Below are 21,924 nucleotides of genomic sequence, written 5' to 3'. Positions count from 1 at the left end.
GAGTCTGGGGCAAATTTAACCCCAATATAAAATTGGCTAATTAAGAGCGTGCAAAAAAACGCAGAGTTTAAGGAGCGTTGTATTACTTCAATATAGCTAAATTAGTGGCCTAGAGACGCAATGGTTTTTAGCGCATCGATATCGAGCACGACAAGTTCTTTCTTGTCGACTTCAATCAAACCCTGTTTTGCAAAGCGACTGAATACACGACTTACGGTCTCTATGGTAAGGCCAAGAAAGTTGCCGATGTCGGTACGAGACATAGGTAAGCGAATGTTTAAGGGCGATAAATTCCGGCGCGCATTGCGGGCAGAAATACTCACGATGAGTGAGGCTAAACGTTCCTCAGCAGTGTGTTTGCTGACGAGCGTGATATGGCGCTGATCCTCTACGATTTCTTGGCTAAGCAATTTGAAAAAGTGCTTTTGCATATTTGGGAGCTTACCGCTGAGGTCCTCGATATTTGCGAAGGGGATTTCGCAAATTGCCGATACCTCCATAGCCACGGCGGAGCTGGCGTAACGATTGTGGCCAATGCCGTCCATGCCGAGGATTTCACCTGGCAGATAAAAACCGGTTACTTGCTCTTCGCCACTATCTGACATGCTATAGGCTTTCACTGCGCCGGAGCGCACGGCGAAAACCGATGTGAAATTGTCATTTTCGCGATAGAGGTGTTGGCCTTTTTGCAAAGGTCGACCACGCTGCACAATTTCATCTAATTGCACAATTTCGTCTTGGGCCAGCGCCAGTGGTAAGCATATAGCGCTTAATCGGCAGCTTGCGCAATTGATTGCGGCGTTGTGCGGACAGTGCTTGTCTGACGGTGCGTTGTGCTCACTGACAGCGATCATGCTAGGTGTTTCCTTATAGCGTGTTTGATTACACTAGATGATACCTACTCTGACGTATTTTGTGGTCATATTTCAAGTGTATGGCATGACTTACTAATAAGGTGTCATAGTCTAAATGTGTGGGAATCTTTGGTAGGCTTGCTTTGTTAAATTGTTTTTGAGTAGCTCTGGGTATGTGCGTTGAGATATTGGTCAAAGACCATGCAAACATAGCGCAGCATCATCCGCCCGGTTTCAGTAATGGTGATGCCGTCGTGTTCGATGACGACGATACCGTCTTGTTGCATCTCCTCGAGCTTTGGCTGAACATCGGCGAACTTTTCCCAGAGCGATATACTAAATTTGTCGGTGAAAGCCTGAGCGGAAACCCGGAGATTACAAGCGAGTTGCATAATGACATAAGCCCGTATTTGGTCCTCAGTTGATTTTATGAGCCCTCTATCGATGGGGAGCTGGCCAGCGTCTAATTTCTTATAGTAGTCACTAATGTCGCGACTGTTTTGGGCATAGCAGTCACCGATGGCGCTGATGGCAGATACGCCAATGCCAAGCACATCCGGCGCTAAGGTGTTGGAATAGCCCTGAAAATTGCGCTGTAAATGCCCCTCTTTTTGGCACTGGGCTAGTTCATCCTCTGGTCGAACGAAATGGTCCATGCCGATGTATACATAGCCAGCCTCGATTAAACGCGTGGTCGCTAGGCTGAGCATGGCAAGTTTTTCACTGGCGCTGGGTAAATTGTGCCTCTCTATTGCCTTTTGCGCGGCAAAGCGCGCGGGCAAATGAGCGTAGTGGTACAAGGCGATTCTATCTGGTAATAGCGCAATAACGTCATCTAGTGTGTGGTTAAGCGTCGTGCAGTTTTGTCGTGGTAAACCGTAGATGAGATCAAAACTGATGGAGTTAAAGCGGTAAGCTCTTGCCGCGCCGACAAGTGCAATAATTTCCTCGGTATGCTGCACTCGGTTAATAGCTTGCTGCACATGTGGGTCAGTGTCTTGTATGCCAAAACTTAGACGATTAAAGCCCAAGCCGCGCAGTAACGCTAAGCGGTCGGGGCTTACTGTGCGTGGGTCAATTTCGATTGAGTACTCTCGTTCTTGATTGGCGTCCAAATTAAAATGACTTGCGAGTAAATGTACTAACTCTGTTAATTCTGCGTCGTCTAGATAGGTGGGGGTGCCGCCGCCAAAATGGAGCTGGGTTACTTGCCGCGTTGCGCCAATTTGCGTTGTCAGTAATTCAATTTCTATTGCTAGGTGATCGAGATATTCCCGCGCTACGCCGGGCTTTTTGGTGACAATTTTATTGCATCCACAGTAATAACACAGCCAGCGACAGAAGGGTAAGTGCACGTATAGCGACAAAGGGGCCGCAATCGGTCGCGCTCTTAATAGGTGCCGCTGGTAATCGTCTGCGGTGAATTGATCAGTAAATTGCAACGCGGTGGGGTAGGAAGTGTAACGTGGCCCCTGCGTGCTGTATTTAGCAATCAAGCCGGCTTCTAGCGCTAGCGGAGCAGTGCGCGGCTTTACTGCGGTAGTTTGTATAAGTGTTGTCATGGTTAGTGTAAGTCGCCACTTGTCAGAATGTGGCTTTGGTTTAGCGCTTTAGATCGTGAGATATATTCAAACTGAGCCAGATCATCGTTATTGGCTGTATTTCTGCGAAGGGCATTCGCCACGGACTGCCAGTCGGCTTCGTCGAAACGCGAGGTAATGGCGGAAAAAACACTCCGCTCGTCGTGAATATGGGAGATTTGCTTGCTGCAGTAATGCCTGCTTAAGCGCAGAACACTTGTTGTAGGTGCCGTCGCCGTTGCGCGTAGTTCGCTGTATATCAGCGAAAGCTGACTGCTCAGCGCCTCGAGGCTAGGGTGATCACGCAATAAGCTTTGTACGGCAACAATGTTGACATTGTCTTTGCGTAAAAGCTGATGGAATAGAATATCTTCGGTCGGATGGTGCCATATTTCAGGATAGACTTGTATGTAGTCCAGAATCTCGAGAATTCGATCGCAGTTGGGCGTTCCTTTATCAAGACCTGTCAGTAGATTGATCTCTTTACTCAGTAGATACATCATTTTCAAAATGCGCTGGTGGTCTTGTTCTAGCTGACTCAGTAGATATTGCATGGCCTTTGCTCTCGGGGTGTTAGCGATACTGGGCTGCGGTGATTAAATAATGCGTATAGAATCTAGCAACTTACAGCCCAGTCGAGTTTGATGTGAATCAACAAGCCGGTATTTAACGTTGCGCTATAATCTGCTTTTAATGCTAATTCGCGCCGAGGGTCGAATAGTCTATGGATGACTACAAAGAGATATTACGAGCCCTGCAAATTGAGTTAGTCAAACTACAGCGTCATTTTATTGCCTGTGAACACCGTATTTTGGTTATTGTTGAAGGCCGAGACGCCGCCGGTAAAGACGGTGTTATTAAGCGCTTGGTTCAGCATTTGAGCCCCCGCGAAACCCGGGTTGTCGCTCTGGGTAAACCTAGCGCGAGAGACGAGGCGACATGGTATTTCCAGCGCTACGTGCCTTATTTGCCCGCGTCTGGCGAATTCGTGATTTTTAACCGTAGTTGGTATAACCGCGCCGGTGTTGAACGCGTTATGGGCTTTTGCAGCGAGGAAGAATATCAGCGTTTTTTCCTGATGGTTGCGCCGTTTGAGCAGATGCTGATTGATTCAGGCATTCAATTGCGGAAATATTTTTTAGATATAGACAAATCTGAACAGCAGCAACGATTTCTAGCGCGAGAACAAGATCCGCTCGCGAATTGGAAAATCAGCCCTATTGATCGGGAGGCTCAGGTAAATTGGGCTAATTACAGCCACGCGCGAAATGAAATGCTGCGCCGTAGCCATAATGATATTGCGCCTTGGGTGATTATTCGGGCCAATAATAAAAAGGCGGCGCGCATTAATTTAATTAAAAGCTTGTTGTCTAGTTTGGACTATGAAGGCAAAGACGAGGCGCTTTTAAAAGCGGATTCAAAAATTATTCAGCGCTATAAACCGGAAATGCGCGATACCGGATTTTTGGCCGATTAATTTTGCCTTGGACCTGAGTAATTAAATACCGTGGCGGTCTTTAATCGTGTCTAACAGGCCTTTTGCTGCGATTTCAATTTGCTGGATAACACTATCAAAGCTGTGTTCATCGTCGTAGTAGGGGTCGGGTATCTGGCTATTCCCATTGTGCCCGCAGTAGTCCATTAGCAGCTTAATCTCACCGTCATAATCAGCTGGGGCCCACGCTAATACATTGGTGAGGTTCATGCGATCCATGGCAATGACATAGCTGGCATGCTGGTAATCATGATCATCAATCTGACGGGCAATTTGCTGCGTTATGTCGTAGCCAGCACGGCCCGCCGCTGCAATCGAGCGTGGATCCGGGGACTTGCCCAGGTTAAACGCCGCTGTACCACAAGAATCAACGCTGACTTTGTCAGCCAATCCCGCGTCGAGCACGTATTTTTCAAACACACCTTGGGCAGCGGGTGAGCGGCAGATATTGCCAAGGCAGACAAAAACAACATGGATCGGCATGCAAATCTCAGGCTTTGCTAGAAAGGCTCATTTAAGCACGCGAGTTGACCTTGCAGTATCACCCGTTTGACGGGGTTGTTTTTCGTGCCCGCAGCACCACGAATTTGCTGTCGGAGTTGATTGTTTCACAGTTGCCGAACAGTTTTTTGAGTAATACGTGGTAGCCAAGGTGCCGATTGCCGACTACACACAATACGCCGTCCGCGGTCAAATGCTTGTGGCTGTCGCGAAACATCTGGCGGGCGATTTGGTCGCCAACATGATGGTCTTGATGAAAGGGCGGATTACAGAGAATTAAATCGAAGTCGTCACCTCTATAAGCGTGAAGGCAGTCACTCGCACTAAATTGACTGCTGGACGCAGCCGCAAGATCACCTAAGTTTTGCCTCACATTATGCTTTGCGCTGTCTACGGCCAAAAATGAATCGTCAAAGAAATGAAGCTGGGCGTCGGGCCATTGTCTGGCGGCGCTTATACCAAGAACACCGTTGCCGCAGCCCAAGTCGGCGATATTGGCGGGGGCATCGAGCAGCGGCAGACTAGCAAGCATGATTCTACTGCCGAGATCGAGTTTGTCCCGAGAGAATACATTCGCGCGATTGGCTAGGACGATATCGTGGTCCACTAGCGAGATTGTTTTGGTGTCAGATTGCGGTGATTCGCTGATAATTTCGCCGTCCAAATGGATAAGGCGTGCCTTCTTTCTCGCTAAACTGGGTTTGGCCGTTGCAATATTTTTAGCAAAGGCACTTACAATATTCTGGTCAATATGGCGGGCCATCGCGGCGCCAATAAATTGAGCGCCATCCCGGCAGAGCGGGGCAAGGCATTGCAATTGGTAGTTTAGTAAGGACCGACTTTTGGGTAATCGATACAGTATGACATCGAACTCGCCGGTCGGTGGCGTAGTGGCAGGGCTAAATTGCGGGGCGGGGCGCTTGTTGCGCTCGGCATTTTCGGCGCTACAGAGCTCGCTAATGGCTGAGTCTGCCCACAGTGTGCAGCTGTATTGTGCTAACGCGGTACTTAAACTACCAAAACTGTCATTTACGATGAGGATTCTCGTGCTGTCAGCCAAGTTTAGTTCAGCGAGATAGTGGAGGAGATAGTCATCTGCTGCGTCCCACGCCTGAAGGGTTTCTCTGGGGCGAAACGGCCTACGGAATAAGGTGAGTTCGCCATAGGCAGAGTTAAATACGCGAGTTTCCATAGATTATATTCCGGCTGCTGGCTCTAGTAATAATTCACGAAGGCGGCCGCATTCGGCCTCGCCAAAGCCGAGACCGATTTCAACAAAACTGGCGAAATTGCCATAATGTTCATCAATACTTTTATAGGCTTCGTTCAAAAACCGCGACTGCACCTTAAACAGCACCCTGACAACATCTTCGTTAACCTGATGCATGGTCATTTCATTTATGTGGTGCACAATCCGCTCGATTCGTTCGCGAGTGAATGTATTGGTGGCAAGGTAATCATTCATTACGTCGTCGGCGCTCACCCCAAGAATTCGCAATAGTAAGGCCGCGGCCAATCCGGTGCGGTCTTTTCCTGCAGTGCAATGAAATACTTGTGGGTAGCTGCTGTCGTCTAATAAGGAGTGAAACCATTGTTTATACACTGGCGCAAAGCGTTCGATCATCTCGCGATTGGCCTCTATTAAAAATTGGGCCATGTCTTCGGCGGTGACGTCTTCTTGCTGGAGCCGGGCAGTGACCTTCTCTATTTGGGCTGCATCGACGGTGATTGGCAGGGCTTCGATGATAATATTACTTGTGGCTAATATGCTATGGGGTGACTCGCTGCGCTCTTCGTCTGAGCGAAAATCGACAATCTTGCGTAATTTCAAGCGCTCAAGGTAGAGTTGGTCTTGGTCAGATAACCCAGAGATTTTGTCAGCGCGGTAGACCATGCCCCATTTAACGCATAGTCCTGTGGCGGATTTAAAACCGCCGAGTTCGCGGAAATTATGCATATTATCAAAGGGCAGTTTGCGCCGCTTTTCTCGTTCAGGGTGGTCGAGCTCGGCGGGAATGAGGCGTTGTTCCGCCAATATCGATTCATCCTTAGCGGTGGGCAGGGCCTTTATTATATCTATTGGATTCATAAAAGGATTAACGACCTTCCGTAGATACCGAGCTTAAGTTGGTTGGCGATTGATTTTGATTTAGGGCGCTGGGTTGGCGGCTGGCGCGATATTCCCCCGGGGTCATCCCAGTCCACTTTTTAAACGAGCGATGAAAGGCACTCGGCTCATCAAAGCCGAGTAGGGCTGACACCGCGTTAATTTTTAATTCCGGTTGGTTTAACCAGCGGCAGGCGTGTTCTTTGCGCAGCTCATCTTTAAATTGTTGGTACGTAGTGTCGAGGTCTTTTAAGCGCCGTCGCAGGGTGCGGACTGACATGTGTAACTGTTCTGCCATGGCGACAACGCTGGGGAACTCATGACTTAAATCTGTGCCGATGATGCGCTTCATTTGCGATAGCAAAGAGCTGTCTTCATCCTCTTGGGCAACCAAGAGATGATAGGGCGCATTGCGAAGGAATTTACGCAAGGATTCTTCAGTATGTATTAACGGACAGTCGAGATTGTGTTCAGCAATCAGAAACGCGTTGTGCTCACTGCCGTAATATACTTCGCAGCCAAATAATTGTTCAAAATAATTACCTTTGTCTGGCCCTTCAATCTGCAAATAGACACCTAAAAGGTCTAGCGGTTTGCCTATCAGCCATTGGCAAAACCGGCGCCAAATCGCCATCATTCTGGCCGTGGTGTAACTGGCCTCTAATTCAGAGTGAAGCTGAGTGGTATCGACCAGCTCCGCGCTTTGGGCAAAGCGGTAGATGGCGGTGCCATTGCTGAGTCGTTCGACCGGCCGCTTAGGGGTATTGTGCATGTCGCTAAGGCTGCGGCAAAAATTGATAAATTCCGATGCCCGTTGCAGTGCTTGCTCTAAGGTTTCGCAGTGAATAATAAAGAGACAAAGCATCCTAAAGCTGCCCGCCGGTGTGCGCCGCTGTAGTCCTAGACCGAATGATTCATCTTGTAATAGCCACATAACCCGATTGTAAATTTGGCTGTAGTCGCGGCTGTCAATTAGGCTGTTTAAGTCCGCCCCGGCGGCCATAGGATTAAATGAGAGCTGCAGTGAGCGAAGTAGGTCCGCACTGCTATACCCCTGAGCTTCAGCAACTTGGAGCATACTGCGCGCATATTTAAGCGGTACGCGATCTTTATGGGGGGAATAACTGTTACGCACAAATAGCCTGCTGAAAGGGTGACGGTCTTGTTTACTCAGGAGGACAAGTTTACCGCGTATCACTGTGAAAATGGATTAAATATCCCCTGTGCGTGCGTAAGTACCGTGTTTAAACCCCTCCTTCACTTCATGCGAGCAGCCGCGTGGTCGCGATTTCAGGCCAGAAGTGGCAAGCGGTTGCGTGCTCGCTGCCCTCATTGGCTTGTAATATCGGGGCTTCTTGTTCACAGCGTGCTTGCCGATGTGGGCAGCGGGTGTGAAAGCGACAGCCCGAGGGCGGTGCAATAGGCGAGGGTAGATCGCCACTGATGTGCGCTTCAATGGGTGACGTTTCACCTAGACGGGGAATCGACGCTAACAGGCCCTGGGTATAAGGGTGTCTTGGCTGGCTATAGATGGACTCGGCATCGGCAATTTCTACTATTTGACCTAAGTACATCACGGCGATGCGGTCACTCATGTGCCGCACTACCGCTAAATCGTGGGAGATAAAAATGATGCTGAGTTTGAGTTTTTGTTGAATGTCCAAGAGCAGATTCAGAATTTGCGCCTGTACGGAGACATCAAGCGCGGATACCGCTTCGTCGCAGATTAAAATCTCAGGCTCTAGCGCAATGGCCCGCGCAATGCCGATGCGTTGGCGTTGGCCCCCGGAAAACTCATGAGGGTACTTACTGGCAGCACTTAGCGGCAAGCCAACCATTTCCAGTAATTCTGCCACGCGCCGCCGCCGACTTTCTCGATCACCAACCTTGTGGATGATGAGCGGCTCCTCAAGAATTACCTCAACGGTGTGGCGGCTATTTAAGGACTCAAAGGGATCTTGGAAAATCATTTGCAAGGCGCGGCGATATTTACGCATTGCGCTATCTGAGAGGCCAGCTATATCGGTCTCACGATAATGAACAGAACCAGCGTTTGGCTTATGTAAATTCAATAGCGCCTTGGCGAGACTGCTTTTGCCGCAACCAGATTCACCCACTAGCCCGAGAGTTTCGCCTTCGTACAGCTTAAAACTGACACCGTCTACGGCGCGCAGATAAGTGCGCGAGGAACGGAATAGCCCGCCGCCCTGACCAAAATGCAGTTGCAGCGCATTTACCTTAAGAATTGCCTTGTCGTTGTTCAAACTCATGGCGAAATACTTCTCCATAAATGGCATGCGACGCTTACTACCTCGTGGCTGTCCGCCTGTTTCGTGATGACTTCGTTAGCCGGGGGCGTTTGACAAATGTCTTGGGCATAGCGACAGCGGTTAGCGAACCGACAGCCCACAGGCATATTGTCGATTGCAGGGACTTGACCATCTAAGCTGTGCAGCGGCGATTTAGGTGGATGTCCCGCGCCGGGCAGTGAGGCGAGCAAGCCTTGGGTATAGGGATGACGTGCCTGGCTAAATATCTGCGTAGCGGGGCCGTATTCAACTATTTTACCCGCGTACATCACCGCTATGTGGTCGCTAAGCTGGGATACCAGCGCCAGATCGTGGGTGATAAAAAGCATGGCCATGCCATTTTTTGCCTGGAGCTTCTTCAATAATCTGACGATTTGTGCCTGTATCGTCACATCTAGCGCGGTGGTCGGCTCATCGGCGATGAGTAGCTCTGGCTCGCAGGCCAGTGCCATGGCGATCATGACCCGCTGACGCATACCGCCAGACAATTGATGGGGGTAGGCATTGAGGCGCTCTGCGGGCGCCGGAATGCCGACCTCAGTCAATAATTCTAAAACGCGGGCGCGGTGAATTGCGTTGGACTGTTTGGGGAAATGCAATTTCAGCACTTCCATAATCTGGCGGCCAATTTGCTGTACTGGATTCAGGGCGCTCATGGGGTCCTGAAATATAACCGCAATTTTGTGGCCGCGAATCTCGCGTAAAGCTTTGTTGTTTAACTGGCTTAAGTCACTGCCTTTGAAAAGTATCTTGCCACCGCTGCGCAAAGCTTGGGGTTTTGGCAGCAAATCGAGTATTGCCATTGCGGTAAGACTCTTCCCGCAGCCAGATTCACCCACCAGCCCCATCGTTTGGCCGGTGGCAATCGCAAAAGAGATTGCGCTAACCAATTCGCGTTGTATGCCATCGTCACCACGAATCGCGACGCTCAATTGTTCCACCGATAGCAAACTCATGGTGCGATTCCCCACGTTTTGTCCACGATGATTTCAGGGGGCAGGGAGTCGCCGTCGCCTTTAGCCTTTAGGATGTCCCGTCGGGCTTGCTTGTCTATCCAAAACAAACCGCCACTGCCGCCCAGCGGATCAAACAGCGAATCACTGGTACGGGTGCCGTGGTTTGGCGGCAATTTTAGCCAGCGCCAATACGCCTCGCGGGTATAAGGAACTTTGAAGGTTGGAATAAATGAGCCTTGATCGTGGATCATTTGCTCAAGCTCATGAGCAAGCTTAACGCGCTCGGCTTTATCGGTGCCCTTGCGATAGGCCATGATTTTGGCGTCCATGAGGGGGTTGTCAGTGTTCGTGACATTATTGGTCTGAGATATATGGGCGTTTTCAGAATGGTAAAACTCCCAGTATCTCGGCGACAATCCGCCACCAGACCAGCCCATCCATGCTGCCTGATGTTTATTCTCCATTATTTGCTTGAAGGCCGCCGACGGGTCGAGTAGCTGCAGTTTAAATTCGATCCCAGCCTTGAGTGCCTCCTGGCTCAAGATCACCAGGCGGTCGTTGTGGCCGCTATTGTAATAGGTGATGCGAATACTCAGCGGCTGTCCGTCTTTAACACGTATGCCGTTTTTATTGCGCGTGTCCCAACCGGCTTTATCAAGGTATTCACCGGCTTTTTTAAGATCAAATTCGCGGGCGCGAATTTTAGTATTGGTGTAGTCACCATAGCCCTCGTGAGCGCTTTGCAGCCGTTCGTAGTCACCATGTAATACGGTATTGATCACTTTATCGACATTGAGTGCATGGGCAATACCGTAGCGCACATTGATGTCGTCGAGCGGCCTAGCATCTTCGTTCAGAAACAGCCCGCTGATTGGCTGTGGCACATCATTGTAAAACTTAATTTTGCCGACATAGCCCTTTTCGTAGATATCGCCTTGCGCCTTTTTATGCCAAAAACGGGGCATCAGCAGGGGAAAATTATCTAGCTCGCCTTTGCGAAAATACTGGTAGGCAATATTAATGTCGCGAATAAGTTTTACTCGCAAATGATCTGGATTATAACGGTGTTTGAAATAGCGTTTATCGTTTGCCCACCAGTCCTTTTTGCGGCTAAATTCAACGTACTTTCCTTTGCGAATCTCGCTGATAATATAGGGGCCAGTGTTCGGCTCTACACGCCAGTTGTAATCCCTAACCCAATTTTCATCTAGGGTATGAAAGTGCTTCGGCACGGGAGACACGCTGTACTCAAATAGCATTTCATCTTGCGGCTTGGCCACTGCGCCTTCAATACCAATGGTGTGGTCGTCATATTTAACAAGATCGGTTATGACCTCGCTGAAATAATTGTTATACCACGGCGCCAGAATAAATTTCGAGCGCATAAACTCTAGGCCGAAAACGTAATCGTCGGCAGTAACCGGCTTGCCGTCCGACCACCGAGCGTCGGGGTCTAAACGAAAGTAAATGCTGTGGCCGTCGTCGCCAAACGCCCAGTGAGTAGCGAGTTCGGGTAGTGGGTTCAACGTATTGGGGTGTATGCCCACAAGGCTCAGATTATTGGCCCGCATATAGCCCGCAAAACTGCCATTAGAATCTGGCCCCACCAACCTCAGTGTTAGTGGGAAAGTGGTGACAAAGGTTCGGTATCGGCCGCCCGGTTTCGCGCTGGGGTCTGCAAATACCGGATCGCTCAGATTGCTTTGCCAGTCGAGCCCGCTAGGCAATGCGCTCGGCAATGCCCGCACAAGAGGGCTGCTAAAAACAGCGATAAGCAGCAGGAATACAAATTTATTCATAATAGCTAAATTGCCTTGGGTCATAGGCATCGCGAATGGCTTCGCCGATATAGGCGACGAGCATTAAAATAACCGTCATGGCGATAACAACCGAGCCGACTAACCACAATGATTCCAAATTCTCAGTGCCTTGTTTGAGCAGTTCACCCCAACTTGAAACCGGCGGTGGCAAGCCAAAGCCCAGATAATCCAATGCGGTGAGCGAGGTGATGCCCGAGGCAACAGAGAAGGGGATAAAGGTGACCAAGGTCGATACGCTATTGGGTAAAATGTGACGAAAAACAATTCGACTGCCAGAGGCACCGATTGCCCTAGCAGCCATTACATAGTCACGAGCGACTTCTTTATAGGTGGCGGTTCGCATATACCACGTCATCGCTGTCCAGCCAAAAAAAGCCATGATAAATAGCAGGCTCCAGAAACTGGGCGTAATAATAGAGGCCACAATCATAATGACGTACAGAAAGGGGATGTTTGACCATATTTCAATTATGCGTTGAAAGATCAAGTCAAAGGCGCCGCCCCAAAAGCCCATTAAACAGCCTATGGCGACGCCAATCGCGTAATTAAACACCAAAAGTAGCAGGGAAAAAACAATAGCCGTGCGGAAGCCGTAAAGCAGACGAGCAGCAACGTCGCGGCCACTGGTGTCAGTGCCCAGGTAATGTCCTGTGCTTAAAGAGGGTGCATGGGGTGGAAAATCACCAGCAATCAAATCCGTTTCCAAGGGGCTGTATGGAATTAGCGGCATTAACACCCAACCATTGCCGTTCTCGCTGAGTTGATTTTGCAGATCACGGTAATTCACTTCGTAGCTGTAATCTAAGCCGAACTCCTTACCACTGCGAACATCGCCGAATGTGGGGAAATACCATTGATTTTCATAGACCACCAGTAACGCCCGATTACTGGCAATGAGCTCGGCACCAAAGCTGCCTAGGGTTAACACGAGAAGAATCCACGTCGAGTAAAAGCCGCGTTTGGACTGCCGAAAGCGCTGCCACCGCTTTTTGGCAACCGGGTTGCGCAGGGTAAAAATACTCATGTGCTACTCCCTCCACCAAAGCGAATGCGGGGGTCCACCAACGCGACGCAAATATCGGAGAGAATATTGCCCAGCAAATAAAGAAGCGACGAGATAACCAGAATACCCATCACAATTGGGTAGTCCCGCTCAACAATGGCTTCGTAACCCAACAGTCCGATGCCGTCGATATTGAAAATGGTTTCTATCAAAAATGAGCCGCCCAAGAGCAATGAAATATTGTTGCCAAACGAGGTTGCGACGGGAATTAGGCTATTGCGCAGCGCATGGCCACTGACACTGGCGCTGCGGCTGAGGCCTTTGGCTGCGGCAGTGCGCATATAATCAGCTGACAAATTATCCATTAAGGCGTTTTTCATCATAAGCGTGGTAACAGCAAAACTGCCCGCTAAATAAGCGATGAGTGGCAGTGCCGCATGATGAAAAATGTCACCCGCTTTGGCAAGCGGCGAAAGCTCATCATAGTCGTCACTAATAAACCCGCCGAGAGGAAACCAATCCCAGTATCCCGCAAATAAAGAAATGAGCGCGATACCAATCACATAACTGGGTAGGGCGTAGCCCAAAAATACAAGCGCCGATGACCAGCTGTCCAGCGCGCTGCCGTGATACATGCCCTTGGCGAGCCCCAGGGGTATGCAGACTAAGTAAGTGAGCACGAGGGTGCATACGCCATAGAATATTGAAACCGGAAATCGCTCTTTTATTATTTGCCACACTGGGTCTTGGTAGCGGGTAGAGGTACCTAAATCAAACTGCACAACTTGTTTAAGCCAGCGCACATAGCTGCTGAGCATGGGCTGGTCAAAACCGTAGTAGTGCTTTAGTTCAGCAAGCTGCTCGTCAGAGAGGGTGCCGCCGCCTTGGCTGCGCTGCAACGATCCGGTTTCGCCGCCAAGCTGGGCCTGAATCATTAATTGTTCGATAGGCCCACCCGGAACTAGCCGGGTGACTGCGAATACCAATAAGGTAATGCCAATAAAGGTAGGAATAATTAATAAAAAACGGCGAACAAAATAGCCTGTCATAAATGCAGCAAAAACCTGAGTCGCGCTATGGGGCGTATACTATATCAAACCCATCAAAGGTCTGCGTGGGTAATGTCGACATACAAGGTTAGCGATTGTCCAGGCCGTAAATATTGGCTGGTTTTAATCGAGTTCCATTCAGCTATATCGCGGATGCGTAAATTGAAGCGGCTGGCAATTAGCGATAAAGAATCTCCATTGCGAACCTTGTAACCGACTTTACGGATAATTCCCTGATTGCTGGTATTGGGCGCCTTGCCCCATATAACGAGCTTTTGGCCGGGACGAATCGTGGCGTTACTCGCCAACTTATTCCAGTTGTTAATTTGTGTTGATTTCACACCGTACTTATTAGCGATGTCGCTGATGGTGTCGCCGCTAGCTACCGTGTGCTGAAGGCGACTGGCGTCGCTGCTGGCCTGACCGCGATTTAATCCCTTCAGCGGCGACAGACCATTACCGGCATCGGGGATAAGCAGTACTTGACCCACTTTTAAAAGGTCTTTGTCGAGCTGATTGCTCGCTCGTAGGGTTGCAACATCAACATGGTGCTCCCGACTAATACCAATGAGGTTGTCGCCACGCTCAACGGTATAGCGCTGCCAACGTACGCGGTCTCTGGGTGGAACCTTGGCTAGGCGTTGTTTAAATGTTTTTGATTTGCGGATCGGGATCAGTAATCGGTGCGGGCCATCAGGTGCCGTGACCCAGCGGTTGAAACCGGGGTTCAGGCGGTAAAGTTCGTCGACACTGATCTCCGCGAGCTTTGCTGCTTGGGCCAAGTCGATTTGGGTGCCAGTGTCTACAGCAACAAAATGCGCACTATTGGGAACCTTTGGCAGCGTTAAATTGTAACTGGCAGGATTTTGGAAAATTTTAACCAGTGCGAGCATCTTAGGAACGTAGTTTTCGGTTTCTTTGGGCAAATTCAGCGACCAAAAATCAGTCGGCAGGCCTTTTCGGGTGTTCTTGTTGATGGCTTTATTAACCGTGCCCGCGCCAGCATTGTATGCAGCGAGGGTGAGAAGCCAATCGCCGTCGAAGCGCTTATTTAAATCATTTAGGTAATCAAGCGCGGCATCGGTTGCGGTAATAACGTCGCGGCGGCCGTCGTACCACCAGTTTTGCTCTAAGCCGACGTGTTTAGCGGTACTTGGTATAAATTGCCACAAGCCCGATGCGCGGCCGTGGGAGTATGCAAATGGGTCGTAGGAACTTTCGACAAAGGGCAGCAAGGCCAGATCTGCCGGCATGCCCCTAGATTCTAAGTTTTCTAGAATATAAAAAATATAGCGGGCGGCGCGCTTGCTAACATTGGCGAGGTAATACGCGTGTTCAGCGTACCACTCTTCGCGCTCCTCTACGGCTTCTTGCTTAGCTAACTCACCAAAACTGAGTTCTCTTGCTAGCCTGATCCAGAGTTCTTCCGGACGCGCTGTCTTTTCTGCTTTTTGTGGAGTTACGCTGGCGACTGCCGTGGGTATGGGACGCTTTTTCTTTGTTTCCTCTGCCGATTTTGTACGCGTCGGGAGGTTTTTACTGTTGCTGCTGTAATATTCCGGTAATCCCTGGAGAGTATAGTGTGCGGGGTCTCCAGTCTGCTTTCTACGCTCAACGTCGCGCTGGTATTTGCACATACTTGCCGATCGGTGCTCAGCCTTTTCACAGTAGCGTGCATCACTGGCTGTGCGGACGTTACGGCGCTCCGGTGTCTGGGCGCAAGCCGCCATCAGAGACAGTAAAAGTGCACCAATTGTGAGTCTGTATATGTAACTTTTTATTTTCATAATAGTGCAATTATTCAGTTATAGTATTCAAAAGTCATCCTTCCATTTCCGTAGATTTGCAAAAATATCCTTTTCATCCCGACACTTACCTTCAGTGTGGGCATTTACGCTGGCCTGCACTGCACTTTTTCCTGTCCTCAGGAATGGATTGGTGAGCAACTCTAATGCCAATTTAGACGGCACAGTGGGTAGGCCCTCTGCACGACGCCGACTAGCGTCTGCAATCCGGTGTTCTAAATCTTGGTTCGACGGTTCCACTGTTTGGGCAAAACGGAGGTTGCTCAAGGTGTATTCGTGCGCGCAGTACACCGCCGTATTGGTGGGTAAAGCAGATATTAGTCCTAGCGACTCCAACATTTGTTCCGCAGTGCCCTCAAACAATCGCCCACAACCGCCTGCGAACAAGGTATCACCACAGAATAGCAGGGGGCTGGGTGCGCAGTCTGAGATGTAGTAAGCAATGTGATCTAATGTATGGCCTGGTACCGCGATGACCTCGATACGATGGCCGAATAACGTGAGGGCTTGACCGTGAGACATTCGTTGAGTAATACCCGGGCATTCATTGTTAGGCCCGTATACTGGCGCCTGAGGGTAATGCTCGCTTAGCAACTCAATACCGTTAACGTGGTCGTAATGGTGATGCGTAATCAGAATTGCGCTAAGCTTTAACTGATGCTCTTCTAGGTATTTTAGTACCGGCGCAGCATCGCCAGGATCGACAATAATTGCCTCTCCGTCGTGGGCGACACACCAGATATAGTTGTCGCTAAAAGCAGGTATGGGTGATATTGATAACATAATCATTATTTTGGGGTCGACAGCCCAGCTTAAACATTCTGATCACGACCTGCAATAGTGGGCCCTGGAATGTTTTATGGAGGATTAATATGGCGAAATGGCGAACACAGCACGCGCCCGACGTATTGTTGCCTGCCCTCAGAGGCTGGTTTCAAAGCAATGTTGGTCGCACAGTTTTGGCGGAAGAACGCGCTTTAATCGCTGGCGCAATCAGCGATACCAGTACCGCCAAGTATAATCTTCTCAATTTGAGTGTTATTCCCGACCGCTGCCCGATTGATGTCAATGTTTATCAGCGCCAATTTTGCCTAGGTGGTATCGGTCATTACGGTTTGAGCCAAGTGCTAGACGTGGTTTGTGACTTTGAGGAGCTGCCTGTCGCTAACGAGTCACAAGATGTGGTGTTGCTGCACCATTTGCTGGAATTTGTGGGCGACCCTCATCGCGTTCTACGCGAAGTTGAGCGGGTGATCGTGCCTCATGGCAAGGTCGTGATCTGCGGCATTAACCCCTACTCGCCACTGGCGATGCGAGGGTACCTCGGGCGCCTCAAGCGCAGTCCCATGTGGCAAAACCATGCATTAAGTTTGCACCGTATTAGTGACTGGCTGTCGCTACTGGGTTTTGAGGTCAATATTGTGGAATATGCTTTCCACCGACTGCCTTTAAATACCCCTAACTTCTTTATGACACATAAACCTGCATCGAAAAAGTTACCAATGGGTGGTGTTTTCGTGCTGAGCGCGACAAAATACCGCGCGCCCATGACCCCGACCCAAGAAAAGCCCATGAGCCGCGCTAAAATTCTTCGCCATCCTGCGATGGTCGGAGCAACTCGAAACATTAAAGCACGAGCAGATTATGAGTGACGTCCCAGAACAGGTTGAAATTTTTACCGACGGCGCCTGTCGCGGTAATCCAGGGCCTGGCGGCTGGGGCGCGCTGCTGCGCTATCAGGGTAAAGAACACAATCTGTTTGGCGGCGAACCCCAAACTACCAATAATCGCATGGAGTTAATGGCCGCTATTGAAGCGCTGCGCGCCTTAAAACGTCCCTGCGAGGTGGTTTTAACAACAGATTCGCAGTATGTGCGCCAAGGCATAACCGAGTGGATGGTGAACTGGAAAAAGCGCGGCTGGAAAACAGCCGCTAAGCAACCCGTTAAAAATGCAGACCTATGGCAGCAATTAGATGCGGCAGCGCAAGCCCATAAAGTTGATTGGCGCTGGGTGAAAGGCCACAGCGGTCACCGAGAAAATGACATTGCGGACGCCTTGGCGAACCGTGGTATTGACGAAATGAGAGGCGCGTAATATGCGGCAAATTGTCCTAGATACGGAAACAACAGGCTTAGATCCCGGCCAAGGTCACCGTATTATTGAAATAGGCTGCGTAGAGCTGGTTGACCGCAAACTCACTGGTCGTCATTACCATCAATATATTAACCCTGAGCGCGAGGTCGAGGCTGGGGCGATTGAAGTGCATGGTATTACCAATGACATGCTCAAGGATAAGCCCCTATTTGCCCAAATAGCCGATGACTTTTTGGACTTTATTCGCGGTGCGGAACTCGTTATTCACAATGCACCGTTTGATATTGGCTTCCTTGACGCTGAATTTAAGTATTTGGCACGCAACACCCCCAAAATAGCGTCTATATGTGGGGTCGTTGATACCTTGGTCATGGCGCGGCAAAAGCATCCGGGCCAACGCAATAGCCTCGATGCCCTATGTTCACGCTATTATGTTGATAACTCTCAGCGCGACTTACACGGCGCGCTGCTAGACGCTGAGATCCTGGCCGACGTCTACTTGCTGATGACCGGTGGGCAGACGGCCTTATCACTGGCGGCTGACGATGGGTCCCAACAGGGCGAGGGCGGCGTTGCCGGTGAGCATCGTCAAATTACAAGTATCCAAAAGCGGCCTCGCGTCATTATGGCGAGCAGCGATGAACTCGCCTCACACCAAAAGCAGTTGGCTGAAATTGATAAAAGCAGTGGTGGTAACTGTGTCTGGCAGCGGCCGGTCAGCGTCGAAAACTGAGACTTTTACCATGCTGTGATAGGTAAATTTCCTCAATAGTGCTGTGCTTCTCAGTCGTTTAGTGCTAAATAGTCTATAAATAACCGCTAGTTAAATGACTAAGTCAAAGCAAAACTTGATGACGGCCCGGCGGGCTATAAGGAAATTGTGTGGCACTGAAAGTGGAAATCAATACCAGCTCTTACGCAGTTGTGGCCGAAGAACTCGGTAAAACCCTGCAGCAGGCCACTAATGTTTTTGAAACGTTTTTGTCTGAACGCCACAACCTAAGCTTATTAGAACAATGCGAAGTCGATCTGCGCCAAATTGGCGGAACTTTGCGCCTATTACAAATCCCCGGAGCCGCGCTGCTTGCAGATGAAATGCGCGCACTGAGCCACGCGATCTTAAGTAGCACAACAGCTGTCCCAGAAGGGCAGCTAAACGCTCTTAGTACGGCGTTCTTTGTGCTGCCTCGGTATTTGGAGTTTGTGCAATCGCGGCACTCCGATATTCCGCTCATGGCGTTGTCTCACGCCAATGAGTTGCGTGCTGCTCATGGTCAACTTTTGTTGCCAGATAGCTACTTTGACACTGCCGAGAGCCCCTTGTTTAGTCGGGACTCCAATATTCGCTTACGCGGTAATCCCCTGGCGAACGCAGAGTTAGACATCGCCTTAAAGCGTATCCGCCACCTCTATCAAACCGGCCTCTTGGGTTTGCTGCGCGACGCGCAAGTTCCCTTACAACTGACAATCATGTCGCGAGCGGTTCGTCGGCTCTGTAATGTTATAGAGTCAGGCCCCCAGCAACGATTTTGGTTGCTTGCCGACGCCGTACTCGAGGCGTTTGTTAAGAATGGCTTAGAACTTAATGCGCACAGGAAAAAGGTGCTTGCCGGCTTGGAAGGGCAGCTGCGCGGCCGTATTAAGAATCGTTTGACCTTAAACGAAGTGCTGGAGCAAGAGTTACGGTATTTACTAACAATTAGTGCTTATCGTGACGGTATGACCGGTAAAATCATGAAAGTGGCGCAGATTGAACCCGCAGAGATCAGTGATGAGCAAATATGCTCACTGCGCAAATTGATGCTAGGTTTGAGCTATGACACGGTTTCCTCTGTCATTAACGAGCTTCGCGGCGAATTGCGCCACGCCAAAGATGTATTAGAGTTGCTGGCCCAACATCAACGCAGTGATGAAGAGGAAATTAAGCCACTCATCGCCGTGTTAAAACAAAGCGCTGACATTTTAATGGTCTTGAATTTACCTGCATTTGCGGGAAGCCTAAACGAACACACAAACACATTAGAAAGTTTGATCGGCCGAGATTTAGTTCAAGAGCGAGGCCAATTAGAAGACTTAGCCGAGACCTTGCTATTTATTGATGGCAGCCTGGCCCAGATCGACCGCCGCAAGTTAAATTATGAAGATCTCGGTGATTTAAGCATCGAACGCCGTGATGCGATTAGCGCCGACAATCAGCTCAGTGAGGCTCGCAGTATTGTTATTGAAGAGTCTAAAGCGGCCATCGGTATGGTGAAACGAGCTATTTCTGCCTATATTGAGTCCGATTTTGACAGCACTCATATTTCGAATTTACCCCAATTGCTAAATTCAGTACGGGGCGCATTTTATATGATTGGGGTGGCGAAGCTGCCGGAAGTCACTGGCGGAGCAACGGAATTTATTCGCGGATTTGTCGAGCGCCGCCATATTGATCCGGCCAAAGATGTTCAATCTCTAGAGACCTTGGCGGATGCGATGATCAGCATTGAGTATTTTCTTACCGAATTTGGGCGTCGCCATATTGCCGATGAGCGTATACTGCAAGTAGCAGAAGACAGTGTTGCACTGCTGCGCGCACCCAAGCAAGTCACAATCTGATGACCTTAGCACTATGACCTTGGACTATATTCTCATTCTTATTTCGGCCTTGGGATTATTGCTCTGTCTCTTGGCCGTGCTGCGCTTGCGCCGACATTTATTCAGCGGGTCGCTTGCAGTGATACTGACCTTTGTCTTTACTGCCGGCGTCATTCTTGTCAGTAAAGACGTCTTGAGTTATCGCAACCTAGCCGACGAGACCATGGTTGCCCGGGTGTTTGTTGGCGCTAATCAAGACGCTAAGCAGTTTTTGGTGAGTGTCGACACCCTCAATGGCCAGCCCCTGCAATCGTATTTATTAATGGGTGACCAGTGGCAGATTGATAGCCGGGTGATGCGCTGGCAGCTTCCTGCTGCACGTTTAGGCTTTGACAATCTATATCGCTTAGAGCGTTTGCTAGGTCGATACGCCGACATAGAAAACGAACGTAATGCCCCCCGCACAGTGTATTTACTGAGTCTTTCTGAACCACTTGATGTTTGGGATCTATTGCGTAGCAATGATTTTTTCCACAAGTGGGTGGAAGCCAATTACGGCAATGCAGTTTTTGCGCCGATGGTCGACGGCGCCCAATTTGGTGTCTATCTCGGCCGCAGTGGACTCTTTATTCGCCCCGAAAATCCAATAGCGGTCAAAGCCTTACGCAATTGGCCTGCTTGACTTAAACTACCTTGCCGTATGAATATGTGGCACTTTTAAAACCTCTCTGGGAGTACTTTTTTGGAATTTCTACTGGAATACGGCTTGTTTTTAGCCAAATCCATCACTGTGGTCGTTGCCTTTGTTGTGATTGTTAGCGCTATCGCGGTGGCGAGTCAGCGCAACAAAAAAGAGAGCACTGACGGTCATATAGAGGTGACAACGCTCAATCACCGCTATGAAGATTGGGAAGACTTGCTTAAGTTTGAGATTCTTGACGAAGACAGTTTTAAAAAAGAACGTAAGGCCAAGAAAAAGCAGCTAAAGGCTGACGCCAAGAAAAATGCTGATCAACACCGTAAACGTCTTTATGTACTTGATTTCGACGGTGATGTGAGTGCCTCGGATGTCGAATTTTTACGCCACGAGATTTCTGCCATCCTGACTGTTGCCCGGCCTGAAGATGAGATATTGCTGCGCCTTGAAAGTCCCGGCGGCATGGTGCACAGCTACGGCTTGGCGGCATCGCAATTACAGCGTATTCGCGCCCACGGCATTCCATTAACAATCGCCATCGACCGCGTTGCGGCAAGTGGTGGTTATATGATGGCCTGTATAGGCGATCGGATTATGTCAGCGCCTTTTGCTGTAATTGGCTCGATTGGTGTCGTGGCGCAACTGCCTAATTTTAACCGTCTGTTGAAAAAGCATGATGTGGATATTGAATTGCACACCGCCGGCGCTCATAAACGCACCCTGACCATGGTGGGTGAAAACACCGAAGAAGGCCGCAAAAAATTCATTGAAGAGCTAGAAGAAACCCACATTTTGTTCAAAGAATTTGTGAGTGAAAATCGTCCCCAACTGGAAATCGACAATATTGCTACCGGTGAGGTGTGGTACGGTTCTAAGGCGCTTGAAGTGAAGCTAGTTGACGAGATTCGCACTAGTGATGACTATTTGTTAAGTCAGCGTGCTGACAGCGATATTTACGCCGTTAGTTACCGTCAAAAGCGCAGTTTATCAGAACGTTTGGGCTTCGCAGCGGAAGGCGCAATGAATCGTACACTGGCGTCTTTACTCGCTAAACTGAGTCAAAACAGGTTTTAG

Annotated in this window: 21 protein-coding genes; 7 read left to right on the top strand and 14 right to left on the bottom strand. The window is 49.6% G+C overall.

The window, feature by feature from the left end; translation table 11 throughout:
• Nucleotides 1-101: 101 nt before the first annotated feature.
• The 3 genes from fnr to HNQ57_RS09220 all read right to left on the bottom strand — a co-directional run bounded on the left by fnr (nucleotide 102) and on the right by HNQ57_RS09220 (nucleotide 2,988).
• On the bottom strand, nucleotides 102-854 hold the full coding sequence (fnr, locus tag HNQ57_RS09230; protein ID WP_184462419.1) for a fumarate/nitrate reduction transcriptional regulator Fnr: 753 nt from the start codon (nucleotides 852-854) through the stop codon (nucleotides 102-104).
• Between the two features lie 146 nt (nucleotides 855-1,000).
• Nucleotides 1,001-2,416, bottom strand: coding sequence for an oxygen-independent coproporphyrinogen III oxidase (hemN, locus tag HNQ57_RS09225; RefSeq protein ID WP_184462418.1), 1,416 nt, complete (start codon nucleotides 2,414-2,416; stop codon nucleotides 1,001-1,003).
• Between the two features lie 2 nt (nucleotides 2,417-2,418).
• Nucleotides 2,419-2,988, bottom strand: coding sequence for a hemerythrin domain-containing protein (locus HNQ57_RS09220; protein WP_184462417.1), 570 nt, complete (start codon nucleotides 2,986-2,988; stop codon nucleotides 2,419-2,421).
• Between the two features lie 170 nt (nucleotides 2,989-3,158).
• On the opposite strand from HNQ57_RS09220, the gene ppk2 reads away from it, so the two are divergent.
• A complete protein-coding gene (gene ppk2, locus HNQ57_RS09215) occupies nucleotides 3,159-3,911 on the top strand; it encodes a polyphosphate kinase 2 (protein WP_184462416.1) in 753 nt (250 codons plus the stop codon).
• 21 nt (nucleotides 3,912-3,932) lie between these two features.
• Here ppk2 and HNQ57_RS09210 read toward each other — a convergent pair whose 3' ends face one another.
• The 11 genes from HNQ57_RS09210 to gloB all read right to left on the bottom strand — a co-directional run bounded on the left by HNQ57_RS09210 (nucleotide 3,933) and on the right by gloB (nucleotide 16,268).
• Entirely contained in the window at nucleotides 3,933-4,412 is a 480-nt protein-coding gene (locus HNQ57_RS09210; RefSeq protein ID WP_184462415.1) for a low molecular weight protein-tyrosine-phosphatase, read from the bottom strand.
• A 58-nt stretch (nucleotides 4,413-4,470) separates the two neighbouring features.
• Nucleotides 4,471-5,622, bottom strand: a complete 1,152-nt coding sequence (locus tag HNQ57_RS09205; protein WP_184462414.1) for a methyltransferase — start codon at nucleotides 5,620-5,622, stop codon at nucleotides 4,471-4,473.
• Nucleotides 5,623-5,625: 3 nt separating this feature from the next.
• Nucleotides 5,626-6,519, bottom strand: a complete 894-nt coding sequence (locus tag HNQ57_RS09200) for a tyrosine-protein phosphatase (protein WP_184462413.1) — start codon at nucleotides 6,517-6,519, stop codon at nucleotides 5,626-5,628.
• Nucleotides 6,520-6,526: 7 nt separating this feature from the next.
• A complete protein-coding gene (locus HNQ57_RS09195; protein ID WP_184462412.1) occupies nucleotides 6,527-7,672 on the bottom strand; it encodes an AraC family transcriptional regulator in 1,146 nt (381 codons plus the stop codon).
• 127 nt (nucleotides 7,673-7,799) lie between these two features.
• Complete coding sequence (locus HNQ57_RS09190; RefSeq protein ID WP_184462411.1) at nucleotides 7,800-8,807, bottom strand: ABC transporter ATP-binding protein; 1,008 nt, start codon at nucleotides 8,805-8,807, stop codon at nucleotides 7,800-7,802.
• Complete coding sequence (locus HNQ57_RS09185; protein WP_184462410.1) at nucleotides 8,804-9,802, bottom strand: ABC transporter ATP-binding protein; 999 nt, start codon at nucleotides 9,800-9,802, stop codon at nucleotides 8,804-8,806. The genes HNQ57_RS09190 and HNQ57_RS09185 overlap by 4 nt, the downstream gene beginning before the upstream one ends.
• Nucleotides 9,799-11,601: an extracellular solute-binding protein gene (locus HNQ57_RS09180; protein WP_184462409.1), complete on the bottom strand. Its 1,803-nt coding sequence runs from the start codon at nucleotides 11,599-11,601 to the stop codon at nucleotides 9,799-9,801. The genes HNQ57_RS09185 and HNQ57_RS09180 overlap by 4 nt, the downstream gene beginning before the upstream one ends.
• Nucleotides 11,594-12,646, bottom strand: a complete 1,053-nt coding sequence (locus HNQ57_RS09175) for an ABC transporter permease (RefSeq protein WP_184462408.1) — start codon at nucleotides 12,644-12,646, stop codon at nucleotides 11,594-11,596. Before HNQ57_RS09175 ends, HNQ57_RS09180 begins: the two co-directional genes overlap by 8 nt.
• Nucleotides 12,643-13,674, bottom strand: coding sequence for an ABC transporter permease subunit (locus HNQ57_RS09170; protein WP_008250173.1), 1,032 nt, complete (start codon nucleotides 13,672-13,674; stop codon nucleotides 12,643-12,645). Before HNQ57_RS09170 ends, HNQ57_RS09175 begins: the two co-directional genes overlap by 4 nt.
• 53 nt (nucleotides 13,675-13,727) lie before the next feature.
• Entirely contained in the window at nucleotides 13,728-15,311 is a 1,584-nt protein-coding gene (locus HNQ57_RS09165) for a lytic transglycosylase (RefSeq protein ID WP_184462407.1), read from the bottom strand.
• A gap of 177 nt (nucleotides 15,312-15,488) precedes the next feature.
• Nucleotides 15,489-16,268 carry a hydroxyacylglutathione hydrolase gene (gene gloB / locus HNQ57_RS09160; RefSeq protein WP_221301634.1) on the bottom strand — a complete coding sequence of 260 codons (780 nt, stop codon included), beginning with the start codon at nucleotides 16,266-16,268 and terminating at the stop codon, nucleotides 15,489-15,491.
• An 83-nt stretch (nucleotides 16,269-16,351) separates the two neighbouring features.
• Between gloB and HNQ57_RS09155 the strand changes: the two genes are divergently transcribed.
• From HNQ57_RS09155 to sohB, 6 genes are all read left to right on the top strand, one after another.
• Nucleotides 16,352-17,131, top strand: coding sequence for a class I SAM-dependent methyltransferase (locus tag HNQ57_RS09155; protein WP_184462406.1), 780 nt, complete (start codon nucleotides 16,352-16,354; stop codon nucleotides 17,129-17,131).
• Nucleotides 17,124-17,576, top strand: coding sequence for a ribonuclease HI (rnhA, locus tag HNQ57_RS09150; protein ID WP_184462405.1), 453 nt, complete (start codon nucleotides 17,124-17,126; stop codon nucleotides 17,574-17,576). Before HNQ57_RS09155 ends, rnhA begins: the two co-directional genes overlap by 8 nt.
• Nucleotide 17,577: 1 nt before the next feature.
• The gene (dnaQ, locus tag HNQ57_RS09145; protein ID WP_184462404.1) at nucleotides 17,578-18,309 is read left to right on the top strand and encodes a DNA polymerase III subunit epsilon; all 732 of its coding nucleotides are present in this window, start codon (nucleotides 17,578-17,580) and stop codon (nucleotides 18,307-18,309) included.
• A gap of 149 nt (nucleotides 18,310-18,458) precedes the next feature.
• Nucleotides 18,459-20,174, top strand: coding sequence for a FimL-related protein (locus tag HNQ57_RS09140; RefSeq protein WP_184462403.1), 1,716 nt, complete (start codon nucleotides 18,459-18,461; stop codon nucleotides 20,172-20,174).
• Between the two features lie 13 nt (nucleotides 20,175-20,187).
• Entirely contained in the window at nucleotides 20,188-20,835 is a 648-nt protein-coding gene (locus HNQ57_RS09135; protein ID WP_184462402.1) for a cation/multidrug efflux pump, read from the top strand.
• A 60-nt stretch (nucleotides 20,836-20,895) separates the two neighbouring features.
• Nucleotides 20,896-21,924: a protease SohB gene (gene sohB, locus HNQ57_RS09130; protein WP_184462401.1), complete on the top strand. Its 1,029-nt coding sequence runs from the start codon at nucleotides 20,896-20,898 to the stop codon at nucleotides 21,922-21,924.

The organism is Zhongshania antarctica (genome assembly GCF_014202945.1).
In the GTDB taxonomy this organism is placed as follows: Bacteria; Pseudomonadota; Gammaproteobacteria; order Pseudomonadales; family Spongiibacteraceae; genus Spongiibacter; species Spongiibacter antarcticus.
This window is presented reverse-complemented; position numbering and strand designations above follow the sequence as displayed.